A 6,507-nucleotide genomic window follows, 5' to 3' on the forward strand; every position below is an offset into this window, starting at 1 on the left:
TCGCGAGGTGCGCGGACGACCTCGGGACGAGGTCCTCCGCCCTACTTCTTGAAGACGTCCTTGACCTTCTCGCCGGCCTGCTTGAGGTTGCCGGCGGCCTTGTCGTTGGCGCCCTCGGCCTGCAGGTCGCGGTCGCCCGTGGCCTCGCCGACGCGCTCCTTGCCCTCGCCCGCCAGCTCCTGGGCCTTGTTCTGCAGCTTGTCGATGCCGCTCACAGTGGACTCCTCCCTCTCGGATGGCCGAGGAGTACCCGGGAGTAGGGTGACCACACCCGGTTCGCCCGAACGGCGGAGATCCTCCGGGGTGAACGACTGCGGACCGCAAGCCCTGCTGTCCGCGCCCTCGTCGACCGCTGCTGTTGCAGCGGTGTGACAGGAGTCGTGAGCCTCGGTCACAAATCGGTTGCGGTCGTGGACGGTCCTCGTCGGGGGTGCCTAGGGTCGCCCACGGCGTTCCGGGTCCGTTCCGTGGTGTTCACCCGGAGGACGCCGGCGCCCGGCCAGTGCAACCGGGTGCGCAGTGTCCCGGTATGCAGAGACCAGTCCGTTCCCCCCGCACGCGCGGGACGAGGGAGGCAACACACGTGAAGTTGAGCAAGCGCCGGTCGGCGCTCGTCGCCGTCGGCCTGTCCGGCGCCCTCCTGCTGTCCGCCTGTGGCGGCGGCAGCGACGACAGCGGCTCCGGCGACAGCGGCAGCGGCGGCGCGAGCGGCGGCACCTTCAGCGTCTACATCGGTGAGCCGGAGAACCCGCTCGTCCCGGGCAACACCACGGAGTCCGAGGGCGACCAGGTCGTCAACTCGCTGTGGACCGGCCTCGTGAAGTACGCCGAGGACGGCTCCGTCGAGTACTCGGGCGTCGCCGAGTCGATCGAGTCCGACGACAACACCACGTGGACCGTGACGCTCAAGGACGGCTGGACCTTCCACGACGGGACGCCGGTCAACGCCGAGTCCTTCGTCAACGCGTGGAACTACACCGCCTACAGCCCGAACGCCCAGGGCGCCGCGTCCTACCTGTCGCGGATCGCGGGCTACGCCGACCTGCAGGCGCCGACCGACGACGCCGGCAACGTGACCGGTGAGCCGGCCGCCCAGCAGATGAGCGGCCTGCAGGTCGTCGACGACCGCACCTTCACGGTGACGCTGTCCTCGCCGTTCTCGAACTTCCCGGCGGTCGTGGGCTACAACTCCTTCTACCCGCTGCCGCAGGCGTTCTTCGACGACCCCGAGGGCTTCGGCACCCGTCCGATCGGCAACGGCCCGTTCCAGGCGGAGGAGGACTTCGTCCCCGGTCAGGGCATCACCCTGACCCGTTACGACGACTACTCCGGTGACGACGCCGCCCAGGCCGACGCCGTCCAGTACGTCGTCTACGCCGACGTCAACACCGCCTACACCGACGTGCAGGCCGGCAACCTCGACATCGTCGACGTCATCCCGCCCGACGTCATCCAGTCGGCGCAGGACGAGTTCGGCGACCGGTTCATCGAGACCGAGTCCTCGCAGATCACCTACCTCGGTTTCCCGACCTACGACCAGCGCTTCGCCGACCCGCGGGTCCGCCAGGCGATCTCGATGGCCGTCGACCGGGAGGCCATCTCCGAGGCGATCTTCCAGGGCACCCGTGCCCCGGCCGACTCGTTCATCCCGCCGGTCGTCGACGGCTACCGCGAGGGCAGCTGCACCTACTGCACCTTCGACCCCGACCAGGCCAACCAGCTGCTCGACGAGGCCGGCTTCGACCGCAGCCAGCCGGTCGACCTGTGGTTCAACGCCGGTGCCGGCCACGACGCGTGGATGGAGGCCGTGGGCAACCAGCTGCGCGAGAACCTCGGCGTCGAGTACGTCCTGCAGGGCAACCTGGACTTCTCCGAGTACCTGCCGCTCGGCGAGTCGAAGGGCTGGACCGGCCCGTTCCGCTACGGCTGGAGCTTCGACTACCCGGCCCCGGACAGCTACCTGACCCCGCTGTTCACGACGTCCTCGCTGGCGCCGGCCGGTTCGAACTACTCCTTCTGGACCAACCCCGAGGTCGAGAGCCTGATCACCCAGGGTGACCAGGCCGAGAGCCCCGAGGCCGGCGTGGAGGACTACCAGGCGGCGGAGGACATCATCGCCGAGGAGATGCCGATGGCGCCGATGTTCTTCACGGAGATCCAGTCCGTGACCTCCGAGAACGTCTCCAACGTCCGCCTGGACCTGTTCCAGCGGATCGTCACCTCCGAGGTCACCGTCAACAACGCCTGACCCGACCCCGCAGGACCCGCACCACCCGCCGGGGGCGCCCGTCCGACCAGGACGGTCGCCCCCGGCGGCGCGTGTGCGGGGCCCTGCGGGCACGATGGACACCGGCGCCGCCGCAGCCCCGGCGGCGCACACACCCCGAGGGGGACCATGGGCCGCTACGTCGCGCGCCGCCTGTTGCTCACCATCCCGGTCCTGCTGGGCGCGTCTTTCCTGATCTTCGCGATGGTGTACGCCCTGCCGGGCGACCCCATCCGCGCGCTGGGTGGTGACCGACCGCTCTCCCCGGCCGTCATCGCCGAGCTCCGCGAGCGGTTCAACCTCAACGACCCGCTCTACGTCCAGTACTGGGAGTACCTGAAGAACCTGTTCCAGGGGGACCTCGGCACCGACTTCCGCGGCCGTCCCGTGATCGACACGATCGAGCGGACGCTGCCGGTCACCGTCCAGCTGGCCGTCGTGGCCATCGTCTTCGAGGCCGTCATCGGCCTGATCGCCGGCGTCATCGCCGGCATCCGGCGCAACAGCTTCTTCGACAGCCTGGTGCTGGTCTCGACGACGCTGATCGTCTCGATCCCGATCCTGGTGCTGGCCTTCGTCGCCCAGCTGCTGTTCGGCCTGAAGCTCGGCTGGTTCCCGATCGCCGGGACGAACGAGGGACTCTACAGCTACGTCCTGCCGGGCCTGGTGCTGGCCTCGGGCTCGCTCGCCTACGTCGCCCGGCTGACCCGCACGAGCATCGCCGAGAACCTGCGCGCGGACTACGTCCGGACCGCGCGGGCGAAGGGCCTGCCGGGCCGGACGGTCATCGTCCGGCACACCCTGCGCAACAGCCTGATCCCGGTCGTCACCTTCATCGGCGCGGACATCGGGACGCTGCTGGGCGGGGCGATCGTCACCGAGACGGTGTTCAACCTGCCCGGCATCGGCCGGGAGGTCTTCAACTCCGTCCGGGCCCAGGAGGGCGCGGTCGTCGTCGGCATCGTCACCCTGATGGTGTTCTTCTTCATCTTCTTCAACCTGGTCGTCGACGTGCTGTACGCCGTCCTCGACCCGAGGATCCGCTATGACTGAGCAGCAGCAGTTGGACCTGCGCAAGGACGAGGTCGAGGCCGGCACGACCACCGGTCTGGCCAGCCCCTCGGTCGACGTCACCAAGGAGCGGCAGAACAGCCTCTGGAGCGACGCCTGGGGCGACCTCAAGCGCAACCCGCTGTTCTGGATCGGTGCCGTCCTGGGCGTCTTCTTCCTCCTGATGGCGCTGTTCCCGCAGCTGTTCGCCCGGGGCGCCGACCCGCGGTCCTGCGACCTGAGCAACTCCCAGGGCCGGCCCTCGGCGCAGCACTGGTTCGGGTTCGACCAGCAGGGGTGCGACTACCTGGCCAACGTCGTCTACGGGGCGCGCGGCTCGCTGATCATCGGCGTGACCGCCGTGCTGGTGGTGCTGGTGCTCGGCGTCATCGTGGGGGCCATCGCCGGCTACGCCGGCGGCTTCACCGACGGGATCCTGTCCCGGATCGCCGACATCTTCTACGCGCTGCCGCTGATCCTCGGCGCGCTGGTGCTGCTGCGGGTCGGGCCGGCCACCGACATCCCGATCATCAACAGCCGCGGCCCCGGGGCGGTCGCCATCGCCCTGGCGCTGTTCGGCTGGATGACGGCGATGCGGCTGGTCCGCTCCCAGGTCATCGCCGTGAAGAGCCAGGACTACGTGGCCGCGGCCCGCGCGATGGGCGCCTCGAGCCGGCGGATCCTGGTCCGGCACATCCTGCCCAACGCGGTGGCGCCGGTGCTGGTCTACGCGACCATCACCATCGGCGTGCTGATCGCCGCGGAGGCGACGCTGACCTACCTCGGTGTCGGTCTGCAGCGACCGGCGATCTCCTGGGGCCTGCAGATCGCGGCGGGCCAGAGCCAGGTCCGCAGCGCACCGCACCTGGTGCTGTTCCCCAGCCTGATCCTGACCCTGACCGTGATGGCGTTCGTGATGATGGGTGACGCCCTGCGCGACGCCCTCGACCCGAGGCAGCGCGCATGACCAACCTCGACCTGACCAAGCCGACCGCGGAGCTCGCCGGGCAGGGCACGCCCCTGCTCGAGGTCGACGACCTGCACGTGGAGTTCCGCACCCGCTCGGGCACGGTGCACGCCGTCAACGGCGTGAGCTACAGCCTGGCGGCGGGGGAGACCCTGGCCATCCTCGGCGAGTCCGGCTCCGGCAAGTCCGTGTCGGCCCAGGCGATCATGGGGATCCTCGAGACCCCGCCCGCGGTCATCACCGGCGGCGGCATCTGGTTCCAGGGCAAGAACATGCTGGAGATGTCTGCCGAGGACCAGCGGAAGATCCGCGGCCCGGGCATCTCGATGATCTTCCAGGACGCCCTGTCGTCGCTGAACCCCGTGTACAGCGTGGGCTTCCAGATCGGCGAGATGTTCCGGGCGCACCGGGGGATGAGCAAGAAGGAGGCCCGCAAGCGGGCCATCGAGCTCATGGACCGGGTGCGGATCCCGGCCGCGGCCCGCCGCGTCGACGACTACCCGCACCAGTTCTCCGGCGGCATGCGCCAGCGCGTGATGATCGCCATGGCCATCGCCCTGGACCCGCGGATCCTCATCGCCGACGAGCCGACCACCGCCCTCGACGTCACCGTGCAGGCGCAGGTCATGGACCTGCTCAAGGACCTGCAGGACGAGACGGGGATGGGGCTGATCCTCATCACCCACGACCTCGGCGTGGTCAACGAGGTCGCCGACAACGTCGCGGTCATGTACGCCGGCGAGATCGTCGAGCGGGGTACCGTCGACGACGTCTTCACCCGCCCCGCGCACCCCTACACCGAGGGGCTCATGGGCTCGGTGCCGCAGGTCGAGGCCAAGGGCGGGCGGCTGCAGCCGATCGCCGGCCAGCCCCCGAACCTCGCGCGCATCCCCAGCGGCTGCCCGTTCCACCCGCGGTGCCCGCACCGCCGGCTCGGCGACGCTGCCGCGCCGGGGCGGGAGTGCGCCGGCGACGTCCCGCCGCTGCGGCTGGTCGTGCCGGGACGCGAGGCGGCGTGCCACTACAGCGAGGAGGTCCTCGGTGTCGCAGCCGAGTGAGTCCGGCGCCACCGCGGCGTCGTCCCTGTCGAAGTCGTCGCCGTCCACCGAGGCGGTGCCGGGCAACGCGTCGCTGGCCAAGCCGGCGTCGGCGGGGGCCCGCGGCGCGATGGGGGAGACGCTGCTCGAGATCCGCGGGTTGCAGAAGCACTTCCCGCTGACGCAGGGCATCGTCTTCAAGCGCACGATCGGCCACGTCCGCGCGGTCGACGGCGTGGACCTGACCCTGCGCCGCGGCGAGACCGTGGGCCTGGTGGGCGAGTCCGGTTGCGGCAAGTCGACGGTGTCCAAGCTGATCGTGGCGCTGGAGCGGCCGACCGCCGGGGCGATCCTCTACAAGGGCAAGGACGTCGCCCGCATGGGCGGCCGGGCCCTCAAGGACTACCGGCGCGAGGTCCAGATCATCTTCCAGGACCCCTACGCGTCGCTGAACCCGCGGATGACCGTCGGGGACATCGTCGCCGAGGGCTGGGCCGTGCACGACGACGTGGCCCCGAAGAAGGGCCGGCTCAAGCGGACGCAGGAGCTGCTCGACCGCGTCGGCCTCAACCCCGACTACGTCAACCGCTACCCGCACCAGTTCTCCGGCGGCCAGCGGCAGCGCATCGGCATCGCCCGCGCGCTGGCGCTGCAGCCGGAGGTCATCGTCTGCGACGAGCCGGTGTCGGCGCTCGACGTCTCCGTGCAGGCCCAGGTCGTCAACCTGCTCGAGGACCTGCAGGACGAGTTCGGCCTGTCCTACCTGTTCATCGCGCACGACCTGTCGGTGGTGCGGCACATCTCCGACCGGGTCGCGGTGATGTACCTCGGCAGCATCGTGGAGGAGGGCACCGACGAGGAGGTCTACGCCTCGCCGTCGCACCCCTACACCCAGGCGCTGCTGTCCTCGGTGCCGCTGCACGAGCCGGCCCTGCGCGGGCAGAAGGACCGGATCCTGCTGCAGGGCGACGTCCCCAGCCCCGCCGACCCGCCGTCGGGCTGCCGCTTCCGCACCCGCTGCTGGAAGGCGCAGGACGTCTGCGCCCAGGAGGCCCCGGCGCTGGTCGACCGCGGCCAGGGCCACCCGAGCGCCTGCCACTTCGCCGAGGCCCGGATGGTCGTCCCGGTCGACGCCGAGTAACACCCCCGCTCCACGACGACGGCGCGGTGACCACCCCGGGGTGGTC

General features: G+C 70.5%; 6 protein-coding genes. 5 read left to right on the plus strand and 1 reads right to left on the minus strand.

From position 1 onward, the window contains the following. Positions 1-41: 41 nt before the first annotated feature. Complete coding sequence (locus tag ACI796_RS22420) at positions 42-215, minus strand: CsbD family protein (protein ID WP_456943425.1); 174 nt, start codon at positions 213-215, stop codon at positions 42-44. 368 nt (positions 216-583) lie between these two features. Here ACI796_RS22420 and ACI796_RS22425 point away from each other — a divergent pair, with 368 nt between their 5' ends. From ACI796_RS22425 to ACI796_RS22445, 5 genes are all read left to right on the plus strand, one after another. Next, a complete protein-coding gene (locus tag ACI796_RS22425) occupies positions 584-2,248 on the plus strand; it encodes a peptide ABC transporter substrate-binding protein (RefSeq protein ID WP_456943426.1) in 1,665 nt (554 codons plus the stop codon). 147 nt (positions 2,249-2,395) lie between these two features. Next, positions 2,396-3,319 carry an ABC transporter permease gene (locus ACI796_RS22430; protein ID WP_456943427.1) on the plus strand — a complete coding sequence of 308 codons (924 nt, stop codon included), beginning with the start codon at positions 2,396-2,398 and terminating at the stop codon, positions 3,317-3,319. Next, on the plus strand, positions 3,312-4,283 hold the full coding sequence (locus ACI796_RS22435) for an ABC transporter permease (RefSeq protein WP_456943428.1): 972 nt from the start codon (positions 3,312-3,314) through the stop codon (positions 4,281-4,283). Before ACI796_RS22430 ends, ACI796_RS22435 begins: the two co-directional genes overlap by 8 nt. After that, positions 4,280-5,341 carry an ABC transporter ATP-binding protein gene (locus tag ACI796_RS22440; RefSeq protein ID WP_456943429.1) on the plus strand — a complete coding sequence of 354 codons (1,062 nt, stop codon included), beginning with the start codon at positions 4,280-4,282 and terminating at the stop codon, positions 5,339-5,341. Before ACI796_RS22435 ends, ACI796_RS22440 begins: the two co-directional genes overlap by 4 nt. Beyond that, entirely contained in the window at positions 5,325-6,461 is a 1,137-nt protein-coding gene (locus ACI796_RS22445; protein WP_456943430.1) for an ABC transporter ATP-binding protein, read from the plus strand. The genes ACI796_RS22440 and ACI796_RS22445 overlap by 17 nt, the downstream gene beginning before the upstream one ends. Positions 6,462-6,507: the final 46 nt, after the last annotated feature.

Source organism: Geodermatophilus sp. SYSU D00525, assembly GCF_054050475.1.

Coding starts and splice junctions, on each gene's coding strand:
- ACI796_RS22430 (WP_456943427.1), top strand. CDS start 2,396: ATGGGCCGCTACGTCGCGCGCCGCCTGTTGCTCACCATCCCGGTCCTG.
- ACI796_RS22435 (WP_456943428.1), top strand. CDS start 3,312: ATGACTGAGCAGCAGCAGTTGGACCTGCGCAAGGACGAGGTCGAGGCC.
- ACI796_RS22440 (WP_456943429.1), top strand. CDS start 4,280: ATGACCAACCTCGACCTGACCAAGCCGACCGCGGAGCTCGCCGGGCAG.